General features: G+C 61.9%; 27 protein-coding genes and 1 pseudogene. 10 read left to right on the top strand and 18 right to left on the bottom strand.

Annotated elements, in window-relative coordinates:
• Positions 1-31: 31 nt before the first annotated feature.
• A complete protein-coding gene (locus R6254_RS17430) occupies positions 32-1,342 on the bottom strand; it encodes an MFS transporter (protein ID WP_412103185.1) in 1,311 nt (436 codons plus the stop codon).
• 109 nt (positions 1,343-1,451) lie between these two features.
• On the opposite strand from R6254_RS17430, the gene R6254_RS17425 reads away from it, so the two are divergent.
• Positions 1,452-1,919, top strand: coding sequence for a winged helix-turn-helix transcriptional regulator (locus tag R6254_RS17425; protein ID WP_318408675.1), 468 nt, complete (start codon positions 1,452-1,454; stop codon positions 1,917-1,919).
• 10 nt (positions 1,920-1,929) lie between these two features.
• Here the strand turns inward: R6254_RS17425 and R6254_RS17420 are convergent, their stop codons facing one another.
• Positions 1,930-2,478 carry an NADPH-dependent FMN reductase gene (locus R6254_RS17420; protein ID WP_318408673.1) on the bottom strand — a complete coding sequence of 183 codons (549 nt, stop codon included), beginning with the start codon at positions 2,476-2,478 and terminating at the stop codon, positions 1,930-1,932.
• Here R6254_RS17420 and R6254_RS17415 point away from each other — a divergent pair.
• The 4 genes from R6254_RS17415 (at position 2,477) to R6254_RS17400 (ending at position 5,303) form a co-directional block, all read left to right on the top strand.
• Positions 2,477-2,770, top strand: coding sequence for a hypothetical protein (locus R6254_RS17415; protein WP_318408671.1), 294 nt, complete (start codon positions 2,477-2,479; stop codon positions 2,768-2,770). The genes R6254_RS17420 and R6254_RS17415 overlap by 2 nt on opposite strands.
• The gene (locus R6254_RS17410) at positions 2,767-3,339 is read left to right on the top strand and encodes a DUF1003 domain-containing protein (protein ID WP_318408670.1); all 573 of its coding nucleotides are present in this window, start codon (positions 2,767-2,769) and stop codon (positions 3,337-3,339) included. The genes R6254_RS17415 and R6254_RS17410 overlap by 4 nt, the downstream gene beginning before the upstream one ends.
• A complete protein-coding gene (locus R6254_RS17405) occupies positions 3,336-3,758 on the top strand; it encodes a VOC family protein (RefSeq protein ID WP_318408668.1) in 423 nt (140 codons plus the stop codon). Before R6254_RS17410 ends, R6254_RS17405 begins: the two co-directional genes overlap by 4 nt.
• 246 nt (positions 3,759-4,004) lie before the next feature.
• Positions 4,005-5,303 (top strand): MATE family efflux transporter, encoded by a 1,299-nt coding sequence (locus tag R6254_RS17400; RefSeq protein ID WP_318408916.1) that lies wholly within the window; start codon positions 4,005-4,007, stop codon positions 5,301-5,303.
• Here R6254_RS17400 and R6254_RS17395 read toward each other — a convergent pair.
• Positions 5,287-5,622, bottom strand: coding sequence for a hemagglutinin (locus R6254_RS17395; RefSeq protein WP_318408667.1), 336 nt, complete (start codon positions 5,620-5,622; stop codon positions 5,287-5,289). The two genes, R6254_RS17400 and R6254_RS17395, sit on opposite strands and share 17 nt — an antisense overlap.
• A gap of 49 nt (positions 5,623-5,671) precedes the next feature.
• Here R6254_RS17395 and R6254_RS17390 point away from each other — a divergent pair, with 49 nt between their 5' ends.
• Positions 5,672-5,884 carry a hypothetical protein gene (locus tag R6254_RS17390; protein ID WP_318408665.1) on the top strand — a complete coding sequence of 71 codons (213 nt, stop codon included), beginning with the start codon at positions 5,672-5,674 and terminating at the stop codon, positions 5,882-5,884.
• A gap of 90 nt (positions 5,885-5,974) precedes the next feature.
• On the opposite strand, the gene alkB is transcribed toward R6254_RS17390, so the two are convergent.
• From alkB to R6254_RS17345, 9 genes are all read right to left on the bottom strand, one after another.
• Positions 5,975-6,628, bottom strand: coding sequence for a DNA oxidative demethylase AlkB (gene alkB / locus R6254_RS17385; RefSeq protein WP_318408664.1), 654 nt, complete (start codon positions 6,626-6,628; stop codon positions 5,975-5,977).
• 45 nt (positions 6,629-6,673) lie between these two features.
• Entirely contained in the window at positions 6,674-7,336 is a 663-nt protein-coding gene (locus R6254_RS17380) for a 2OG-Fe(II) oxygenase (protein WP_412103189.1), read from the bottom strand.
• A gap of 225 nt (positions 7,337-7,561) precedes the next feature.
• Entirely contained in the window at positions 7,562-8,113 is a 552-nt protein-coding gene (locus R6254_RS17375; protein WP_318408662.1) for a DsbA family protein, read from the bottom strand.
• A 30-nt stretch (positions 8,114-8,143) separates the two neighbouring features.
• Positions 8,144-8,593 carry a thioredoxin TrxC gene (trxC, locus tag R6254_RS17370; protein ID WP_318408660.1) on the bottom strand — a complete coding sequence of 150 codons (450 nt, stop codon included), beginning with the start codon at positions 8,591-8,593 and terminating at the stop codon, positions 8,144-8,146.
• Between the two features lie 30 nt (positions 8,594-8,623).
• Positions 8,624-8,854 (bottom strand): hypothetical protein, encoded by a 231-nt coding sequence (locus R6254_RS17365; protein WP_188708423.1) that lies wholly within the window; start codon positions 8,852-8,854, stop codon positions 8,624-8,626.
• Positions 8,841-9,197 carry a hypothetical protein gene (locus tag R6254_RS17360; protein ID WP_318408657.1) on the bottom strand — a complete coding sequence of 119 codons (357 nt, stop codon included), beginning with the start codon at positions 9,195-9,197 and terminating at the stop codon, positions 8,841-8,843. Before R6254_RS17360 ends, R6254_RS17365 begins: the two co-directional genes overlap by 14 nt.
• 209 nt (positions 9,198-9,406) lie before the next feature.
• Positions 9,407-10,201 (bottom strand): MetQ/NlpA family ABC transporter substrate-binding protein, encoded by a 795-nt coding sequence (locus R6254_RS17355; protein WP_318408656.1) that lies wholly within the window; start codon positions 10,199-10,201, stop codon positions 9,407-9,409.
• A 173-nt stretch (positions 10,202-10,374) separates the two neighbouring features.
• Positions 10,375-11,040, bottom strand: coding sequence for a methionine ABC transporter permease (locus R6254_RS17350; protein ID WP_318408655.1), 666 nt, complete (start codon positions 11,038-11,040; stop codon positions 10,375-10,377).
• 3 nt (positions 11,041-11,043) lie between these two features.
• On the bottom strand, positions 11,044-12,090 hold the full coding sequence (locus R6254_RS17345) for a methionine ABC transporter ATP-binding protein (RefSeq protein ID WP_318408653.1): 1,047 nt from the start codon (positions 12,088-12,090) through the stop codon (positions 11,044-11,046).
• Positions 12,091-12,481: 391 nt separating this feature from the next.
• Here R6254_RS17345 and R6254_RS17340 point away from each other — a divergent pair, with 391 nt between their 5' ends.
• The 4 genes from R6254_RS17340 to R6254_RS17325 all read left to right on the top strand — a co-directional run bounded on the left by R6254_RS17340 (position 12,482) and on the right by R6254_RS17325 (position 14,552).
• Entirely contained in the window at positions 12,482-12,775 is a 294-nt protein-coding gene (locus R6254_RS17340; RefSeq protein WP_318408651.1) for a GYD domain-containing protein, read from the top strand.
• 81 nt (positions 12,776-12,856) lie between these two features.
• On the top strand, positions 12,857-13,162 hold the full coding sequence (locus tag R6254_RS17335) for a panthothenate synthetase (RefSeq protein WP_318408650.1): 306 nt from the start codon (positions 12,857-12,859) through the stop codon (positions 13,160-13,162).
• A 154-nt stretch (positions 13,163-13,316) separates the two neighbouring features.
• Positions 13,317-13,691: a cupin domain-containing protein gene (locus R6254_RS17330; protein WP_318408649.1), complete on the top strand. Its 375-nt coding sequence runs from the start codon at positions 13,317-13,319 to the stop codon at positions 13,689-13,691.
• A gap of 51 nt (positions 13,692-13,742) precedes the next feature.
• Complete coding sequence (locus R6254_RS17325) at positions 13,743-14,552, top strand: class I SAM-dependent methyltransferase (protein ID WP_318408647.1); 810 nt, start codon at positions 13,743-13,745, stop codon at positions 14,550-14,552.
• 57 nt (positions 14,553-14,609) lie between these two features.
• Here the strand turns inward: R6254_RS17325 and R6254_RS17320 are convergent, their stop codons facing one another.
• From R6254_RS17320 to R6254_RS17295, 6 genes and pseudogenes are all read right to left on the bottom strand, one after another.
• The gene (locus tag R6254_RS17320; RefSeq protein ID WP_318408646.1) at positions 14,610-14,825 is read right to left on the bottom strand and encodes a TOBE domain-containing protein; all 216 of its coding nucleotides are present in this window, start codon (positions 14,823-14,825) and stop codon (positions 14,610-14,612) included.
• 33 nt (positions 14,826-14,858) lie between these two features.
• A pseudogene (locus R6254_RS17315) lies at positions 14,859-15,569 on the bottom strand (ATP-binding cassette domain-containing protein); the annotation flags it as partial.
• A 126-nt stretch (positions 15,570-15,695) separates the two neighbouring features.
• The gene (gene ssuC, locus R6254_RS17310; RefSeq protein ID WP_318408644.1) at positions 15,696-16,586 is read right to left on the bottom strand and encodes an aliphatic sulfonate ABC transporter permease SsuC; all 891 of its coding nucleotides are present in this window, start codon (positions 16,584-16,586) and stop codon (positions 15,696-15,698) included.
• Positions 16,587-16,601: 15 nt separating this feature from the next.
• Entirely contained in the window at positions 16,602-17,765 is a 1,164-nt protein-coding gene (ssuD, locus tag R6254_RS17305; RefSeq protein WP_318408642.1) for an FMNH2-dependent alkanesulfonate monooxygenase, read from the bottom strand.
• A 10-nt stretch (positions 17,766-17,775) separates the two neighbouring features.
• Positions 17,776-18,810: a sulfonate ABC transporter substrate-binding protein gene (locus R6254_RS17300; RefSeq protein ID WP_318408641.1), complete on the bottom strand. Its 1,035-nt coding sequence runs from the start codon at positions 18,808-18,810 to the stop codon at positions 17,776-17,778.
• Between the two features lie 29 nt (positions 18,811-18,839).
• Complete coding sequence (locus R6254_RS17295) at positions 18,840-19,865, bottom strand: sulfonate ABC transporter substrate-binding protein (protein WP_318408640.1); 1,026 nt, start codon at positions 19,863-19,865, stop codon at positions 18,840-18,842.
• Between the last annotated feature and the right edge of the window lie 101 nt (positions 19,866-19,966).

Here is a 19,966-nt window from a genome sequence, read left to right as displayed (position 1 = left end):
TTTTGCTGGCGGGCAAGGCCGCAACCCCGGGTTATACCCGCTTGGGCTCGCTCTGCCTGGCGTCGCGGCCGCGCCGATTCTGAAGGGTCAATGCCCAGAAGATCAGCGCCGTGGCATTGATGGCCGCACCCAAAAGACACACGCCCGTCCAGCCCGCCAGTGCATACATGCTGGTCGAGGCAATCGAGCCAGCACCGCTGCCCACCGCATAAAACATCATGTAGCACCCCACCAACCGGCTGTGCGCCTCGGGGCGCACGCTGAGGATCATGCTTTGGTTGGTGACATGCACCGCCTGCCCTGCCAGGTCCAGCAGAACGATGCCGACGACCAGTACCCACAGCGACTGCGGGGTAAAACTGATCGGCAACCAGGCGGCCAGCATCAGGAGCAAGGCCCCGCCGGTGGTCCATTGGCCCAGGCCGCGATCAGCCAGATGCCCCGCCCGGCTTGCCGCCAGCGCACCGACCGCGCCCACCAACCCAAAAGATCCGATCAGGGTGTGCGACAACGAATACGGCGGCGATCTCAGCGGCAACACCAGCGCCGTCCAGAACACGCTGAAGGAAGCGAATATCAGCATGGCGATCACCCCGCGAATCCGCAGCACGCGTTCCTGCACCAGCAGGGTCAGCATCGAGCGCAGCAATTGCAGATAAGACAGGTGCGCCGTGGGCAACGCTTGCCGCGGCAGCATGCGCGACAGCACGGCGATCATGAGCAGCGTCAAGGCACCGGAGACAAAATACACGGCACGCCAGCCGGCCAGATCCGCCAATGCACCGGCCATGGTTCGCGCCAGCAGCAGGCCGATCACCACGCCGCCCTGCGCGGCGCCCACCACTCGCCCGCGCTCCGCGGGTGCGGCCAGGGTCGCGGCGAATGCCAGCAGGCCCTGCGTCATCGCCGTACCAAGCAGTCCCATGCCGATCATCCCGGCCAACAACACCATGCGCGACGCCGCCATGCCGACGACGACCAGGGCCAATGCAAGCAGCCATAACTGCACCAGCACCAGGCGGCGGCGGTTGACCAGATCACCCAACGGAACCACCAGCAACAGCGCCAGCGCACAACCGACCTGGGTCGCGGTGATCACCATGCCGACCGCACCGTAACTGATGCCGAAATCGTGCGCTATGGCGTCAAGCAGCGGCTGCGCATAGTAAACATTCGCGACACTCAGGCCACAGGCGACCGCAAACAACAGCACCATGGCGCGCGGTAGCGTCGCCCGCCCGGCATCCGCAGGCCGGCCCTGCGCCGCTGCTTGCAAACCCACCCTAGCGCCGGAGGCAATCGCCTCAATTCTTTCATGTTCCATGACTTGCTGCGCCTTCATTCTGGTTTCATAACTAAACCAATTTGAAGTATATCCTGATGAAGTTTTATAATGCAACCAGAATTACCGCGCCGCGCTCAAGCGGCGGCCACTCACCTGGAGGCATGGCATGGTCAAACGGAAAAGCCTTGAAGATGCGGCGTGCCCCGTTGCGCGCTCACTCGACACCATTGGCGACTGGTGGTCGCTGCTGATCATTCGCGACGCATTCGACGGCTTGCGCCGTTTCGGCGAATTTCAGAAAAGCCTAGGCATGGCAAAAAATATCCTGTCTGCCCGGCTTCGCACGCTGGTCGCGCATGGCATTCTGCAGAGCGTCCCGGCGTCAGACGGTAGTGCCTATCTGGAATACGTCCTGACTCCCAAAGGGCTAGGCCTTTTCCCGGTGATCGTGGCGCTGAGGCAATGGGGCGAAGACCATTTTTATGAGCCGGGAGAGGCCCGCTCCCGGCTGGTTGAACGCGCCAGCGGTCGGCTGGTTCCGCGTATGGCGCCGCGCAAGGCAGATGGCGGGCATCTGAAACCCGCCGACGCGGTGGTGAAAAAAGCCGCGGCCCCGCGCGTGCCCGCAGCTTAGGGCGGCGCCGTCAGGCGTGCTTTTTCACCCAGGCCACGTACTGATCCACCCAGCCCTGCAAAAACTTCTTGCTGGCTTCGCCGATGTTGCCAGCTTCGTCATACAGGCCGTCCTTGTTATGGATGAAGGCTTCGGGCTGGCCCAAGGTGGGCACGTTCAAATAGGCCAGCACGTTGCGCAGGTGCTGCTGGGCCAGTGCCGTGCCGGTCGCGCCAACGGACGCCCCGATCACACCGGCAGGCTTGCCGTCCCACGCGTTCTGCCCGTAGGGGCGCGAAGCGTGGTCAATGGCATTTTTCAAAACACCGGGCATCGAGCGGTTGTATTCAGGGGTAAAAAACAGCAGGCCCTGGGCCGCTGTGATCTCGCCTTTCAGGCGCTTCACCTGCTCGGACGGATTACCGTCATCGTCCTGGTTGTACAGCGGCAAGTCGTCAATGCGCAGATGGGTGAAGCTGAAATCCGCCGGAAACAGCTTTTCAAGCGCCTTGGCGAGTTTCTTATTGAAGGAATCCTTGCGAAGGCTGCCGACAACAACGGCGATTTGGTACTGGGCCATGAGCTTCTCCTGGAAAAGGGGTGGACGGGGTTTGAAAATGAAGTGGCCCGACCATTATGCGGAGTGGCCGGGAATCGTGCTGGCCATGCAAAGGTCCGCAACGATGAACGACACCATGTTCTTTCGCAATCTCTACCTGAGCCGCTTGAACGGCCCGACCCAAGTCCCGCTGGAAGCCGCCTTCATGGCCGACGGCGCTGCTGAGGTTCAGAATGCAGGCATGCCCCCGCACAGCGGTTTTACGCTACGCCGGGCCCCGCTGACCACCCGAACTCACGTCAAACCGCCATGAAAAAGCCTGAAGAGATTGCAGAAAAACAGCTGGGTATGCCGTACGAAGCCCTGGACGAACACACCCAAAAAGTGGCGCGTCACATCGCCGGGCGCAAACACATCGCCAGAAACACGGCCACGGAGTTTGAGGCCAGGACCACCACCGGGCAACGCGCCGCCGATCGGGTGGCGGGTTTTGGCGGCTCCTGGACATTCATCATGATTTTCGCGGTGGTCCTGGTCGCCTGGGTAGGTCTGAACTCGCTGATTCTGGCCAGGTACAACACAAGTTTTGACCCCTACCCCTACATCCTGCTCAACCTGGTGCTCTCCATGCTGGCCGCCATTCAGGCGCCCATCATCCTCATGTCGCAAAACCGGCAAGCCGAGAAAGACCGGCTCAGTGCAGAGCATGACTACGAAGTCAACCTGAAGGCCGAGCTTGAAATCATGCTGCTGCACGAAAAGCTGGACTTGTTGCGGGAAGGCCAATGGGGCGAACTGCTGGCCATCCAGAAGGAGCAACTCAGCCTGCTGGCGGGTTTGATCGAAAAAGGCAAAAGCAGCCCTGAGGAGAAAGCCACATGAAACCCAGCATCACGGTCATCACCCTGGGCGTGGACGACCTGCAGCGCGCACTGGTGTTTTACCGCGACGGCCTGGGCCTGAAGACCGAAGGCATCATCGGCCAAGAGTTTGAACACGGCGCCGTCGCCTTTTTTGAGCTGCAGGCCGGCCTGAAGCTGGCGCTCTGGCCGCGTCAAAGCCTGGCGCACGATACCGGCCTGCCCGAAGGCCAACCGAACCCGACCGAATTCAGCCTGGGACACAACGTTGAGTCCAAAGCCGAGGTTGATGCCGTGATGGCCCAAGCCCGACAGGCGGGCGCCACCCTCGTGAAACCGGCGCACGACACCTTCTGGGGCGGTTATGCCGGCTACTTCCAGGACCCCGATCAACACTTGTGGGAAGTGGCGTGGAATCCGCAGTGGGAAATTGCGGATTGAAACGCGGTGTTCCGCCGCCCAAAGACGTTACGATTTCGGATTCATGTTCACTCCAACACATCCCGCAGAGAACACCCTGTCCTGCGCTAAAAATTCATGAACCCACCCGCAATGACCGAACCCAACCCAGGCCGAGCCGTAGCCGGCGACATAACCGAGCCGCTGACACCCGCTGTGACGGCACGGCACCGACCGCCCACGCCCAAAGGACCACTCTGGAAAATCTTTCTGGCTTTTCTGGCGCCCATGTTGCTCAGCAACATCCTGCAGTCCCTCTCGGGCACGCTCAACAATGTCTACCTGGGCCAGATGCTGGGGGTCGGCGCGCTGGCGGCGGTGTCGAGTTTTTTCCCGGTGATGTTTTTCTTCATCGCCTTCACCATCGGCTTGGGCGCCGGTGCCTCGGTGCTGATTGGCCAGGCCTGGGGCGCGGGTGATGTCGGCAAGGTCAAGGCCGTGGCCGGCACCACACTCACGGTCGGTGTGGTCTTCGGGCTGCTGGTCGCGGTGTTTGGCGGCACCTTCACCCGGCCCATGATGGACCTGCTCGGCACGCCGCCCGACATCCTGGCCGACGCCACTGTGTACGCTCGCATCATGCTGATCGCCATGCCGGGGCTGTTTGTGTTTTTGCTCTCGACGGCCATGTTGCGCGGCGTGGGCGACACGGTCACGCCGCTCTACACACTGGCCATTTCCACCGTGATCGGTTTGCTGCTCACGCCGGCGCTGATACGCGGCTGGTTCGGCCTGCCCATGCTGGGCGTGACCAGCGGTGCAGCCGCCACAGTGGTGTCTTTTGTCCTGGCCACCACCTGGCTGGGGTTTCGCCTGCGTCGCATCGGCAGCCCGCTGGCGCCCGATGCCGCTTTTGCGCACAGCCTGCGTATCAACCCGCACATTCTGAAAACCGTGCTCAAGGTCGGCGTGCCCACCGGCGTGCAGATGATTGTGATTTCGCTGGCCGAACTCGCCCTGCTCTCCATGGTCAACAGCTACGGCTCGAATGCCACGGCCGCGTATGGCGCGGTGAATCAGGTGGTGGCTTATGTGCAGTTCCCGGCGATCTCGATCGCCATCACCGCCTCCATCCTGGGCGCCCAGGCCATAGGCGCCGGCCGCGCCGACCAGCTGGGCGCCATCGCCCGTACCGGATTGATGATGAACCTGGTCTTGACCGGCTCGCTGGTGCTGCTGGGTTATTTGCTCTCGCGTTACCTGGTCGGTTTTTTCATCACCAGTGCCCCCGTGATCGAAATCGCCCAGACCTTGCTGCACATCATGTTGTGGAGCACCGTGATTTTCGGCATGGCCTCGGTGCTGTCAGGCGTGATGCGCGCCAGCGGCTCGGTGCTGGTGCCCACAGGCATCGCGATTTTCTGCATCATCGCGGTGGAAGTGCCGGTGGCCTGGTTCACGAGCCAGCGCATCGGCATCAACGGCATCTGGATTGCCTACCCGGTGACGTTTATCGCGATGCTGGCTTTGCAGACGGCGTATTACCGGCTGGTCTGGAAAAAGAAGGCGATCAAGCGTCTGGTGTGAGCTTCGCGGCGGGCTGGGCCTGGGGCGGTGACCCCGCACGCCCGGCCGAGGCGGCCACCGCGGCCCAGGATTTTCCGCCCGCCCGAAGTTGCGCCACCGACGGCCCAACGAGGTTGCCATACTGCGCCAGGGTCCGCGCCTCGATGAGGGCCAGCACGTCCGGCGGCGTCAGGCCGCGGTAAACCTGCTTGAGCTGATTCCGCTGCGCAACCGCCCAGCGAGCCACCTGTTCTTCGGCCGCACCGGAAGCCAGCATGCCGGCGACTTGTTCGCCCAATGCCGCCACCGCACTTTCGTACTGCCCACGTAAATCGCTCATGGCTACATTCTGCCCACCATGGCGGAGCCTAGCCCGCTAGGATGTAGTCATGAGCACCGAACCCAATCCGGAGTTTGCGGAGGAAAAAGTCCAGGAAGACAGAAAAATCTGGTGTGAAACCTATGTGCACGTCTGGTCAGACCTGTCCAAAGGGGTTTTCAACAAAGAAGCGATTCAAAAAGCCGCCGACGAACACTGGCAACGCAGCCCACGCTCTGATCCGGTGGAAATGGCGGTCATGGAATTCATCAAGGTGAAGTGAAGCCAGGCGGACAGGCCAGCCGTCGCTATTCTTTCAATAGCTGCTTGCACCCGCCGGATAAGGGCTAGAGGCCAATTTTTCTTACAATTTTCAACCCGCGCGGCGAAACGTCAGGTTGATGCGCCGCCGGCCCAGCAGGGCATGTTCACCGTCGGCCAGGGGCGCAACGCCGTGATAAGCCAGCCGCGCCGCGCCGCCCCAGACCACCACATCGCCGTGGCTCAGCCAGTGGCGCCGGGGACGATCGCTGCGATGCGACGTGCCGAACAAAAAAACTGCGGGCAAGCCTAATGACACCGAAACAATCGGCTCGGAAAAATCTTTCTCGTCCTTGTCCTGATGTAGCGAGAGTTTTGCGCCGGGTTCGTACAGGTTGATCAGGCAGGCGTCGGGCTGGAACGGGGAAAAACCGGCCTGCGCCGCCGCCCGCTGGGCCAGCTCCGTGAAACAGGCCGGCATGGTCGGCCAGGGCTGGTTAGAAAGCGGGTCCCGCGCGGTGTAGCGGTAACCGCTGCAGTCTGACACCCAGCCCAGCGGGCCGCAGTTGCTCATGGCCACCGACATGGTGTAGCCGCCGGGGGTGATGAGGTGGCGCAAAGGCGCCTGGGCAATGACATCGTCCAGGGCCTGCAGCAGGGCCGCATCAACCTCCCGGGCAAATCCGCGCAGCAACACGGCGCCCGGCGCGATGAGTTCGTGCGCAGGCCCGAGTACGGGCAAGTCATCAAAAAGGTCTGCGGTCAAACGGTGTCCTGTTCGTGCCGTGGCATCCACTTATGTCTTCTCATGCTACTGCGCATCATGAAAAATCACACCCAGTGTGTGGCGATTTCCAGAACGTATCTGGCTCACGCCGTGACGCATGTTGACGCGGTAAAACCCCTTGCTGCCCTGCACCGGCCGGTGGTGCACGGCAAAAATCACCGCATCACCTTGCGCCAAGGGCACCACCTCGGGCCGCGACTGCATACGCGGGCGCTGCTCGGTCAGCACAAACTCGCCGCCGCTGAAGTCCGCACCCGGCCGCGACAGCAACACCGCCACCTGCAGCGGAAACACGTGTTCGCCATACAAGTCCTGGTGCAGGCAGTTGTAGTCGCCCTCAAGGTATTGCAGCAGCAGCGGTGTCGGCCGGGTCTGCCCGGCCGCATGGCAACGCGCCAGGAAAGCCGCGTGGTCGGCCGGATACCGAATGTCTAGGCCCATGGCTTCGTTCCAGCGATTCGCCACACCCACCAGGCGGGGGTACAAGCTGCTGCGAAGTTCCTGCACCAGGTCCGGCAAGGGGTAGCTGAAATACTGGTATTCACCCTGGCCAAAACCATGGCGCGCCATCACCACCCGGCTGCGGAAACGGCCGGTTTGCGGGTAAAGCCCGGCGACAGCCTGGCACTGGGCGGCGCTCAGCAACTGAGGCAGCACCACGCTGCCGCGGGTTTGCAAGGTGTCCATGAGCAGAGGCCAGTCGATGCCAGTCGGCAAAGCCGCGCGCAGGGGTGTGGTGTCACGGTTTGGAGAAGCGAACAAGGTCATGGCGTCGAGTTTGGGGCCGCCTGGTGGTTCAGACTCGCCGGAAACGGACATCTCTGTCATTGGGCGATTGTTGCCCCGTTGATGCATTAAACAGGCATCCAACCCATGCAGGACGGGCGCAAGCAGCTACCCTATTGATAGCAACTAATTCGCGGCCGCCAGTGCCTGCTCAATCGCCTCGTGCAGGTGGCGCAAACCGAAAGACACGTCGGTGAAATGGCCGTTGACATAAAACGCCGGCGTGCTGCGCAGGCCCAGGTATTGCCCGCTGTGTATATGTTCCTGCACACGTTGCAGGTAGACATGGTCGTTCATTTCGTTCTGGAAGCGGGCCAGGTCCAGGTCCAGCCGGCCGGCATACGCGGTCAGGTGTTTTTCCTTGAGGTGCTGCGGATTCTCGAACAAGAGGTCGTGAAACGGCCAGAATTTGCCCTGAGCCGCCGCCGCCTCTGCGGCTTCGGCCGCCTGTTCGGCATCGGGATGGACCCGGCGCTGCGGGTAATGGCGGTAGACAAAACACAGTTGGCGGCCGAAATGCGCAAGCATGACCTTCATCGCCGAGTGCGCCTGGACACAGGACGGGCATTCGAAGTCGCCGTATTCGACCAGCGTCACGCCGGCCGACACCGGCCCCAGGATATGGTCGATGGCCAGGTCGGGCTGGAGCACCGGGTCAGGTTTGGCATGGGCATTCATGGCATGGGCTCCGGAATGCAGCAACAGGCTTCAGCGCAAGTCGGCAGGCAGATGCGACCGTGCCCAACGCACGATGTCGGCCGCACCCATGGCACCGGGCTGGCGCGCCACTTCACGGCCATCCGCGAAAAGCGCGAGGGTCGGAATGCTGCGAATATTGAAACGTGCGCCCAAGGCGCTGGCTTCTTCGGTGTTGACCTTGGCCACGCGAAACCGGGGCTCCAGCTGCGCCGCCGCCTGTTCATAGGCCGGTGCCATCTGCAGGCAGGGGCCGCACCAAGGCGCCCAGAAATCGATCAGGACCGGAATCTGGCTGCGGGTGATGTGGCGCTCAAACGCGGCTTCACCCAGCGCCGCCGGGCGGCCTGTGAACAAAGCCTGGTGGCAACTGCCGCAGTCGGGCGCCTGGGCCAGATCACCCTGCTTGACGCGGTTGGTGGTGTGGCAGTGCGGGCAGACGATGTGCAGGGAATCAGTCATCGCGCCCGCCCGCTTTTTTGCTGAGCAGGCTCAGCTGCTGGCTTCGTCCAGCGCCTTGCAGGAAGGCGCACACACGGCGTGGGACTTGCCCAGCACCTTGCGTGTGCCCATCTGCGAGCGGGGCCGGTGTTTGCCGCACATGAAACACGACATCGTGGCCGCGCCGAAAGATGCGGACGCCACAAAAGGCGAGCCCGACACCTTGGACTTGTAGCGCAGCCCGTCGGCAAGGACAGTGGTTTTGGCATCAGCTCTGGCCATTGGGGTTTCCTTTGTTGGTGGGTGGACGCATTGCGCGTTCTATCGCTTGCCTGGCTTGTTGCTCGGCGCTGAGTGAACTTTCCAGCGGTGAGCGGCACAGGCCTGCGTACTGGTAGTTGATATTTTCGTACAACTCGGCCGCGGCCGGGTGAGTATCGAGCAAAGCCCCCAATGCCAGACCGGGCGCCACATCCCCAAACGCGTGAACCAGGTGGTTCACCACGGAAAGGTATTGCTCAGGCCCGACCGGCTCGGCACTGTGCTCCAGCCGCTCAAGCAACTCGGCCAGCACGTGCGTCACGGTCAGGCTCGCGCTGGATGAAGGGGTTTGGGTGGTAGTCATGCACAAAAGCTGGGGGTTCCCGCCTGAAATTCAAGCGCGGGAAGCCTCCATTTTACCAGCCGAATGGCCCCAACAGGCGCAACATGCCTGCCCTGCCCCTCTTCGACTCACTATTTTTTTCATAGCTGCTTGCGCCCGGTGGACAAGGGGGATAGCCCGATTTGTTTAAAAATCAGGCTCGGGCCGTTGCTGCTTGATACACCTGCTGTTTAGAAGCCGGCCTGCACCGAGCCCTTGAACTCGGTCTGGATGAACTTGCGGATCTCTTCGGACTGGTAAGCCTTGAGCAGCTTGGCCACCCATGGCTTGTCCTTGTCGGCGGCACGCACGGCCAGGATGTTCACGTAAGGCGACTTGGCGCCTTCCTGGGCAATCGCGTCCTTGGGGTTCAGGCCGGCGGACAGCGCAAAGTTGGTGTTGACGGCCGAGGCGTCCAGGTCGTCCAGCGAACGCGGCAGTTGGGCGGCTTCGAGTTCCACGAACTTGAGTTTCTTGGGGTTCTCGATCACGTCCAGCGGCGTGGCTTTCAGGCCGACGCCTGGCTTGAGCTTGATCAGGCCCTTGTCCTGCAGCACCAGCAACACACGGCCGCCGTTGGTGGGGTCGTTCGGAATACCGAAACGCGCGCCCTCTTTCAGCTCGGCCAGGCTTTTGACCTTTTTGGAGTACAGGCCGATCGGGAAGTTGACGGTGTAACCCACCGAGACGATCTTGTAGCCGCGGTCCTGCACCTGCAGGTCCAGGAAAGGTTTGTGCTGGTAGCTGTTGCCATCCAGGTCGCCGGACGCCAGCGCGGCGTTGGGCTGGATGTAGTCGCTGAACTCGACGATCTGGATGTTCAGGCCATCCTTGGCCGCGATCTTTTTGACCTGCTCAAAAATCTGCGCGTGTGGGCCGGCGGTGACGCCAATTTTGATAGGCTTGTCCTGAGCCAGCACGCCGGCAGAGAAAGAAGTGGCCAGGGCCAGCGCGAGGGCCGACTGGATAAGCGTACGTTTGTTCATGGTGTGTCCTTCTTGAGAAATAACAGGGGAATGAATGGATAAATAGGGAAAATCGCCTGCAAGCCAGTTTCTTATGAAAAACAGGCCCTAGCCCAGACAGGATGGGCGCAAGCAGCTATTAAAAAAGTAGCGTCGTCAACAGCGCGGGTAAGCGCTTGGCGGCAGTTGCGCGCTCATTTGTGGCTCAGCCGCCGTACGGCCCAGTCGCCCAGGCTTTGCACCGCCTGCACAAACAGGATCAGCACAATCACCACGGCCAGCATCACTTCAGGCAAGAAGCGCTGGTAGCCGTAACGGATGCCGAGGTCACCCAGACCACCGCCGCCAATCGCGCCAGCCATGGCCGAATAACCGGTCAGGCTCACAAAAGTGATGGTCAGGCCGCCGACGATGCCGGGCAAGGCCTCGGGCAGCAGCACCTTGAGCACGATCTGCCGCGTGGTCGCGCCCATGGCCAGCGCCGCCTCGATCAGGCCGTGATCGACCTCGCGCAGGGAGGCTTCCACCAACCGCGCCACAAACGGTGCGGCCGCAATCGTCAGCGGCACCACGGCGGCTGCCGTGCCGATGGACGAGCCGGTGATAAACCGTGTCAGCGGAATGATGGCCACCAGCAAAATGATGAAAGGTGTGGAGCGCACCGCGTTGACGATGCCGCCCACGACCCGGTTCGCCACCGGGTTGTGCAACACCCCGCCCTCGTCGCTGAGCCGCAAATACACGCCCAGCGGAATACCTATCAGCGCGCCGACCAGGCCCGAAATGCTGACCATGACCACGGTTTCCCAGAGCGAGCTGACAAACAGCTCCAGCAGGGCTTGCGAAAAATTACTGAACATGACTTAACTCCCCACCTGGTCAACATGGACACCGGCGCCGCGCAAATGCGCAACCGCCGCATTGAGTTGCTCGCGCGCACCGCGCGCAAACACCGCCAGCGTGCCAAAAGGTTTGCCCTGGATTTCATCAATCTGTCCATGCACGATGGACAGATCTATGCCAAAACGGCGAATCACATCGGACAACAAAGGCCGGTCCGACTCGTCGCCGGCAAAGGCCAGGCGCAGCAGGCAACCTTCATGGCCCTCTTCAGGGTGTTCGGCACTCATCAGCGTGCGGATGCGCGCCAGCACACTTTCGGGCAGGTCTTGCGGCACGATTTCGGCGATCAGGCTGCGTGTGGTTTCGTGTTTGGGCCGCGTGAACACGTCAATGACCGGGCCGCTTTCAACAATACGACCGGCGTCGATCACCGCCACCCGGTCGGCCACCTGCTTGATCACCTGCATCTGGTGCGTGATCAAGACAATCGTCAGGCCAAATTCCTTGTTGATCTGCTTGAGCAGGCCCAGGATGGAACGTGTGGTTTCCGGGTCCAGCGCCGAGGTCGCTTCGTCGGACAACAAGACCTTGGGGCGATTGGCAAGCGCGCGTGCAATACCCACACGCTGTTTTTGCCCGCCGCTGATCTGCGCCGGGTAACGGTCACGCAGCGCCGTCAAACCGACCAGATCCAGCAAGGGCTCGACACGTTTCTTGATCTCTTGCGCGGAAAGCCCCGCAATCTCCAGCGGCAAGGCCACGTTGTCATACACCGTGCGTGACGACAACAGGTTGAAATGCTGGAAGATGATGCCGATGTCGCGCCGCGCCACACGCAAGGCGTCGCCATCGAGCGAAGTCAGCGCCCGGCCATCGACCAGCACCTGGCCCGAGGTCGGACGGTTCAGCAGATTGATGACACGCACCAGCGAACTTTTGCCGGCGCCGCTGCGGCCGATGATGCCGAAGACTTCGCCCGGCTTGATATGCAGATCGACGCCTCGCAGCGCTTCGACCGGCCCGGTCGGGCCTTTGTACGTTTGAAAAATACTCTTGAGCTCAATCATGAAAACCCGTCATGGCCGCGCGCTTCGCTGATGAAGGCGTATCGGCTCTTTTTTGGAACAGGGTGGAACTTTACAGGGTTTCCCCTAAAACCCAAAAGAATAATAAATTTGTTAGTTAGACTTTTTAGTAGTTACCCAAGAAACAAGACTGACACGAGGCCAAATCCGGGCGCGTAGCACTCACCATTTCTGGGCATAGGCGTGGCTGGCAGACGCCTGTAGCCTGTTGCTGGGGTCATTCAGAGAGAGGGTTGCCGGGTAGGCCACACACCGCCACCCTGATCGCCGCGCAGGCGCAGCCTGCCAGCAGGCATGGCCCTGAGCCAGCACAACGGGGCCGTTGCTGGCCTGTTTGGCCTGTCAGGCCCTCTACCCGGACGGAGAACCCAGAATGCTTACCTACATTGCACTTTCCAACTTCACCGATCAAGGCATACGCGGTATCAAGGAGACCACCCAGCGCGCCGAAGCCGTCAAGGAGGCCGGCAAGAAGTTTGGCGCCAAGATGACGCAGATTTACTGGACCCTGGGGAAATACGACCTGGTGGCCATCATCGAGGCACCCGACGAAGCCTCGGCCGCCGCGTTTGGCCTGGCCATAGGCATGTCGGGCAATGTCCGCATGCAAACCCTGCGCGCCTACACGGCGGCGGAAATGAACGGGATTCTGGGCAAGCTGGGATAAAAACCCGCCGCCCCCTCCCCCTTTCCCCCGGCGTGTGCGGCACCGCCGTCAAGGGCCGCAACAGAAGCAGGAGAACACGTCATGAAAATGTTATTGACGGTCGATATCCCCCATGAACCTTTCAATACCCTCGTCAGAAGTGGCGAGGCGGGCGAGATTCTTGGGCGCATCCTCGAAGCCATCCAGCCGGAGGCGGCTTATTTCACGGAGCAAAACGGCAGACGCGGCGGAATTTTCGTGATTGAGGTCAAAACGTCGTCAGACCTGCCCAGCTTTTCAGAACCCTTTTTTCTCAACTTCCAGGCCGATTGCAAATTTCGCATGTTGATGAGCCCTGAAGATTTGCAAAAGGCGGGACTAGAAGCGCTCGGCAAAAAGTGGGCCTGAGCGCCACCTGAGACGCCACTGCAACCAGCAGTAGCCCCACCTTGCCGTGACCACGTCGCGGCTGGTGCGGGTGTCCTGAAAAATGCGGGGTCATGGTTTGACCTCACATCGCCTGACAAGCGCTTCGAGAAGGCGCAACAGAAGGAGGTAGGAGATGTCCGCCACGCTCACTTACCAGCGCCTCTACGCAGACGACATGGGTGTCTCGCATTTCGCACCGCTGGACGTCGAGGTATCGCCTCGCGAGTTCGCTCCTCCTGCTCCGCCTTTCAGCGTCTCGGCCTTCACACCGGCATCGCGCTGCGGTTTTTTGCACCTGACTCGCGGATGGTCCGGAGACCTTCATCCCTCGCCCCTGTGCATGTGGATCATCGTGTTATCCGGAGAAATGGCGTTAGAGGCCGGGGATGGCACGCAACAACGCATCGCTCCCGGAAGTGCGCTACTGCTCGAAGACACCGTCGGAGTGGGCCATCGCAGCCGCGTCCTCGGCAATGCCGCGGCGAATCTCTTCGTCGTTCATGTCTAGCGCCACGATAGGTCGACCCCTGAACAAAATCCTCTCTCTAAGGAAAACGTCATGACACCCGAAATGGAATCACTGAAAGCCCGCCTCAAAACCACCTGGATGGCCGGCGATTACGGACACTTTGCCAAGTACCTGGAACCGGGCGCGCTGGCCTTCCTGGCGCGCCTGTCGATCACACCGGGAACACGCCTGCTTGACGTGGGCTGCGGTGCGGGTCAGATCGCGATTCCGGCCGCGCGCGCCGGTGTCCGTGTGACCGGCGTCGACATCGCCCTGAACTCCATTGAACAGGCCCGCGCTCGCGCCCAGGCCGAGGGACTGGACGCCCATTTTGACGAAGGTGATGCCGAGATGCTGGCCTTTGCGGATGGGACCTTCGACATGGTGGTCAGTCTGATAGGCGCGATGTTTGCGCCCCGGCCCGAACGTGTCGCGGCGGAACTGGTCCGCGTCTGCCGCTCGGGGGGTCGCATCGTCATGGCGAACTGGACACCTGAAGGTTTCGTTGGTCAGATGTTCAAGACGATTGGCCAACATGTGCCGCCCTCGCCGCTGATGCCCTCGCCCTTGTTGTGGGGCAAGGAAGCGACTGTGCGTGAGCGGCTGCAGGACGGGATCACAGACCTGCGCATGACCAAATGCTTGTATCCGATTCAATATCCCTTCGGCCCACCTGAAGTTGTGGAGTTCTACCGCAGTTATTACGGCCCCACGAATCGCGCTTTTGCCGCACTCGACGCGGCAGGACAGGCCGCCTTGCACAGCGACCTGGAGCAGTTGTGGGCACAACACAACCTCGCCACCGATGGCACGACCCGTTATGAGGCGGAATACCTGGAGGTGTCGGCGATCCGCCTGTAGCCGCAAGACACAGCAAGGCGCTGCCGCTGGCGCCGCGCGACGCCAGCGGCAGCGATGTCAGAGCTTGGCAATGGACACTTCGGTGGCCTTGACCAGCGCCACCACGTCACTGCCTATCACCAGTTCCAGGTGATCGACCGAGCGGGTGGTGATGACCGAGGTGACGATGCCCCACGGCGTTTCGACATCGATTTCGGACATCACGTCACCACGAATGATTTCCTTGACCTTGCCTTTGAACTGGTTGCGTACGTTGATCGCTTGAATGGACATGGGTTTCCTTGGGGTTTAAAAAACAATAAAAAATCAGATGGCCCAGCGGACCTGAGTAACCGACGCCACCGAGGCAAACAGCGAGTGATCGCCGCGTTCGTTGTGGGATTCCTGGCCGTCCTTGCTGAGCACGCGGTTCAGCACGCGGGCTTCGAGCGCGGCAAAGGCCGCACTGCCGCGTACACGCGGCCGCGCCAGTTCAATGCGTTCGTCCAGCGCAATCCGGCCGTCCTCGATCAGGATCACGCGGTCGGCCAGCGCCACGGCTTCCTGCACATCGTGGGTGACCAGCAAGGCCGTGAAGCCTTTGCGCTGCCACAAGCCCTCGATGAGCTGGTGCATCTCGATGCGGGTCAGCGCATCCAGCGCGCCCAGTGGCTCGTCCAGCAGCAGCAAACGCGGGTTGTGCACCAGGGCCCGGGCCAGCGACACACGCTGGCGCTGGCCGCCCGACAGCCGGGCCGGCCAGTCGCCGCCGCGGTCGCCCAGGCCGACCTGAGCCAGCACCTCGTTGGCGCGTGGGCGCTGCGCAGGCGGCAAACCCAGCGCCACGTTGTCGTAGACACGGCGCCAGGGCAGCAGGCGCGAGTCCTGGAACATGATGCGGGTGTCTTCACGCAGGCCGGTGATTTCTTCACCATCAATGCGCAAGCTGCCGGTGGTCGGGCTTTCCAGCCCGGCCACCAGGCGCAGCAAGGTGGATTTGCCGCAGCCGCTGCGGCCGACAATAGCGACAAACTCGCCGGGTGTGATCGTGATCTCGGTATGACTGAGCACCTCGCGCGGGCCATAACGTTTGTGCACGTCGTGCACTTCCAGGCGCACACCGGCTTGGACAGGGTTGGTTGTGCTTGTTGTCATGCTTGCTCCTCAGGCCTTGGCCATCTGGTAGCCAGGATGCCAGCGCAGCCAGCCCCGCTCCAGCGCGCGGGCCAGCACATCGGCGATCTTGCCCAGCGCGGCGTACAAAAGAATGCCGACCAGCACGATGTCGGTCTGCAAAAACTCCCGGGCATTCATGGTCATGTAACCAATGCCGGCCTGGGCTGAAATGGTTTCGGCCACGATCAGGATCACCCACATCAGGCCCAGCGAAAACCGCAGGCCCACCAGGATGGACGGCAAGGCGCCAGGCAAGATCACCTCGCGGTAAAGCTGGGTGCGCGACAGCCCATAGGTGCGCGCCATCTCGATCAGGCCGGGGTCCACATTGCGTATGCCGTGAAAGGTGTTGATGTAGATCGGAAAAAACACCGATACCGCAATCAGGAACAACTTGGCCGTCTCGTCGATGCCAAACCACAGGATGACCAGCGGGATCAGCGCCAGCGCCGGGATGTTGCGCACCATCTGGATGGTCGAGTCGAGCAGGGTTTCAAAAAACCGCACCGATCCCGTCAGCAGGCCCAGCAACAACCCCAGGCTGCCGCCTATCGCCAGCCCGGCCAGCGCGCGTCCGGCGCTGACCTTCACATGGGTCCACAACTCGCCGGACAGCGCCAACGCCCAGGCGGCCTTGATCACCTCCAGCGGCGCGGGCAAAACACGGGTCGAGAGCCAACCCTGTGCCGAGGCCACTTGCCACAGCGCAATCAGGCCCACCGGCACCAGCCAGGGCAAAAGGCGTTGTCCCAGGTCCCGCAGAAAAGCAGCTATGTGCGTCCCGCTCAGGCTGGCGCCCAGCGGCAAAAAGCCCAGCCCCGGTGCGTCTATCGTGTCGGGCATCGGCGTAACCTGGATTTCACGTAGCTGTGTTGTCATCAATCCTCCTTGGGTTCAGCTTTGCGACACACGCGGCAGGTAGTCGTTGGCCACGACCTCCCCAAAAGGCCCGTTCAGGCCACCGCCCGACAAGGTGTCACGCAACTTGCGCGGCAGCAACGGGAACACCAGCTCGGCAAAACGGTAGGCCTCTTCCAGGTGCGGATAGCCCGAAAACACAAAGGTGTCCAGGCCCAGCGCGGCGTATTCCTCAATCCGTGCGGCCACGGTTTTGGCATCCCCCACCAGCGCCGTGCCGGCGCCGCCGCGCACCAGGCCCACGCCGGCCCAGAGGTTGGGGCTGATTTCCAGGTCCTCTCGGCTTCTTTTTTTGCCACCCGCATGTAGCGCAGCCATGCGCCGCTGACCTTCCGAGTCCATGCGTGAAAACGCGGCCTGGGCACGACTCACTGTGTCATCGTCCAGCCGGCTGATCAGGCTTTCGGCGGCGCGCCAGGCTTCGTCCTCGGTCTCGCGCACGATCACGTGCAGGCGTATGCCGAACTTGACGGTCCGACCGTGTTGGGCGGCCTTGGCCCGCACGTCGGCGACTTTTTTGGCCACGTCCGCGGGCGGCTCACCCCAGGTCAGATAGGTATCCACCTGCTCGGCAGCGAGCTCGTGTGCGGCCGGCGAAGAGCCACCAAAATACACCGGCGGATAAGGCTTTTGAACCGGTGGATACAGCAGCTTGGCGCCTTTCACACTCAGGTGTTGGCCTTCGTAGTCCAAACTTTCCCCCTCATGGCTGCGCGCCAGAATCTCGCGCCAGATCCGGATGAACTCGGCCGACTGCTCGTAACGCTGGGCATGGTCGAGGTAAACCCCGTCGCCCTCCAGTTCGGCCTGGTCACCGCCTGTGACCAGGTTGATCAGCAGACGCCCGCCCGAGAGCCGGTCAAAGGTGGCGGCCATTCGTGCGGCCAGGCTGGGCTGGTGCAAGCCAGGCCGCACCGCGACCAGGAACTTGAGCTTCTTCGTCACCGGCAGCAGGCTGGCCGCCACCACCCAGGGGTCCTCGCAGGAACGGCCGGTCGGAATCAGCACCCCCTCATAACCCAGTGTGTCGGCCGCCATGGCCACTTGTTTGAGGTAGTCATGGCTGACCTCGCGCGCGCCCTCGCCCGTGCCCAGGTAACGGCTGTCGCCATGGGTAGGAATAAACCAGAAAACTTGCATGAGATATTCCTTATTCGCGGTCGAGTTGGGCCAGGCGGGCGGCCTCGGGCCGCCAGACGATGTCGGCCACCTTGATGGGTTTGGGGATCAGTCCGAGCTTCAAAAAGGCGTCGGCCACCCGCTGCTGGTCAGCCACCGTGGCAGCGCTCAGCGGCGATACCGGTGACTTGGGCCGGCGCTGGATGAAGAGGCTCACCACGCCGGCGTCCAGGCCGCTGAAGCTGGAAATCAGCTTGATGGTGTCCTTGCGCTGGGTCTGCGCATACACGTCGGCACGCGAGAGCTCCTCCAGTAGCGCCCCCAAAGCCTGGCTGTGTTGCGTCGCAAAAGCCCCCGACGCCAGGTAAAACGAGTTGTTGCTGGACAGATCGCGGCCGGTTGCCAAAGCGCGCGGTTTGATGGCCAGTTCGATCGCGGCGTAAAACGGGTCCCAGATGGCCCAGGCGTCCACACTTTTGCGCTCAAACGCGGCCCGTGCATCGGCGGGCGGCAGGTAAATCGGCTGGATGTCGCTCCACTGCAGGCCGGCTTTTTCCACCGCACGCACCAGCAGGTAATGCGCGCTCGAGCCTTTTTGCAAGGCAATCTTGCGGCCCTTGAGGTCGGCCAGGGTTTTCAGCGGCGAGTCGTTCAGCACCAGAATTGCCGAGCTGTCGGGTTTGGGCGGCTCCGCCCCCACATACAGCAAGTCCTTGCCGGCCGCTTGTGCAAACACCGGCGGCGAGTCCCCGGTCAGGCCAAACTCCAGGCTGCCGACCGACAAGGCCTCCAGCAGTTGCGGGCCAGCCGGAAACTCGGCCCACTGGATGCGGGTGTTGGGGAAACGTTTCTCCAGCACGCCCTGCTGCTTGAGGATGACCAGGTTCACGGCGGACTTCTGGTAACCGATACGCAACTGTTCGGGGGCTTTCTCTGCTTTGGAACTGGCCGACTGGGCCACGGCCTTACCGCTCAGGCCCCAACCGGCGGCGGTGGTGCCTATGATCTGCAGAAAGCGGCGGCGCAGAAAACCGACGCCGGAGGAGGATGAGTCGAAAGAGGTCATGAGGATGTTGTCCTGAAAATGTTTTGCCGTTACAGCGCGGGTTTCCAGGCTGCATCACGCACGGCGATGGGCTTGGGAATCAGCTTGAGCTCAAAAAAGGTGTCGGCGATTTTTTGCTGCTCGGCGATCACGCTGTCAGACACCGGCTGGACCTTGAATTCATAACGGCGCAGGCTCAGCTCGGCCACGTCCACCGGCTGGCCTTGCAAAGGTGCGATCAACTCGGCGGCCTGCTTCAGGTTGGCTTTGAGCCACCGGCCCTGCTCGACCGAGTCTTCAAACCAGGCGGCAATCAGCTTGGGGTGTTTGTCCACAAAACCGCGCTCGCCCAGGTAATACTGGTAGTTGTTGGCAACCCCCGTGCCGTCGGCCAGCACCCGGGCGCCAATCGCTTTTTCAGCCGCGGCCGTGAACGGATCCCATATCACCCAGGCATCGACGTTTTTGCTTTCAAACGCAGCGCGGGCATCGGCCGGCGCCAGGTACACGGTTTGTACGTCGCTGAGCTTCAGGCCATTTTTCTCCAGCAGTTTGACCAGCAGGTAGTGCACATTGCTGCCCTTGTTGAGCGCAATTTTTTTACCCTTGAGTTCGGCCACGGTTTTGACGGCCGAGTCTTTCGGCACCACCAGCGCTTCGGCTTGCGGCGCCGCCGGGTCGTGCCCGATGTAGACAAATCGAGCCCCTGCGGCCTGCGCAAAAATAGGCGGCGCCTCGCCGACATAACCCACGTCCACCGAGCCCACATTCAGGCCTTCCAGCAGTTGCGGCCCGGCCGGAAACTCAACCCATTTGACGCTGGCGCCCAGCGGTGCCAGGCGTTTTTCCAAGCTGCCCTTGGCTTTTTGCAACACAAAGAGGCTGGCGCCTTTCTGGTAGCCAATACGCAGTTCGGTCGCGGGTTTGCCTTGCGCCCTGGCCACGGGCAGCAGCAAAAGGCTGACCAGCGAGGCCAGGCCAACCAGCCCCAGCGCGACCAGCGCCAGGTTTTGAAGGGGATGGAGTCGGCGCCACAAGGGCGTCGGTTTTTGAAAGTCCGTGGAATGAGTTGTCATAAAAGTCCTTGTCGGGTCAGCGCAGGCAAAAGCAGTCCCCTGCCGCCTGCGCAGGCGGTTGATCAATGCATCAGCTTGGGAGTTGTTGCAGGCCGTCAGGT

Origin of the sequence: Polaromonas potterensis, from assembly GCF_033446725.1 — a bacterium.
Taxonomy (GTDB): Bacteria; Pseudomonadota; Gammaproteobacteria; order Burkholderiales; family Burkholderiaceae_C; genus Polaromonas.
This window is presented reverse-complemented; position numbering and strand designations above follow the sequence as displayed.